Here is a 238-nt window from a genome sequence, read left to right on the forward strand (position 1 = left end):
AACACCGCGGTAGTAGACATACTCTGAGGTACCGTTATGGCGCGCGATGCTCTCACTGGCCGCGATGACCGGGGTGGTAAGGAAGATGGTGTCGCGCGCGTGATATGCGGCCTCGATCTCATTGCCATCGACCACGAAGGCAGTGTGATTCTCCTTGGGCGTGTAGGATGACGCGTGGTAGGTGGTACCGCGCTCGTCGAGGACATTGGAGTGAAGCTCCCTGAATGCGGCCCAACAC

Annotated in this window: 1 protein-coding gene; it reads right to left on the reverse strand. The window is 59.2% G+C overall.

Annotation, left to right across the window (positions count from 1 at the left end; translation table 11 throughout):
- Positions 1 to 238: hypothetical protein (locus H5993_RS09370; protein WP_204777127.1), on the reverse strand; the 238-nt coding region annotated here is incomplete at both ends.

The organism is Limosilactobacillus alvi, from assembly GCF_016900115.1.
Taxonomy (GTDB): Bacteria; Bacillota; Bacilli; order Lactobacillales; family Lactobacillaceae; genus Limosilactobacillus; species Limosilactobacillus alvi.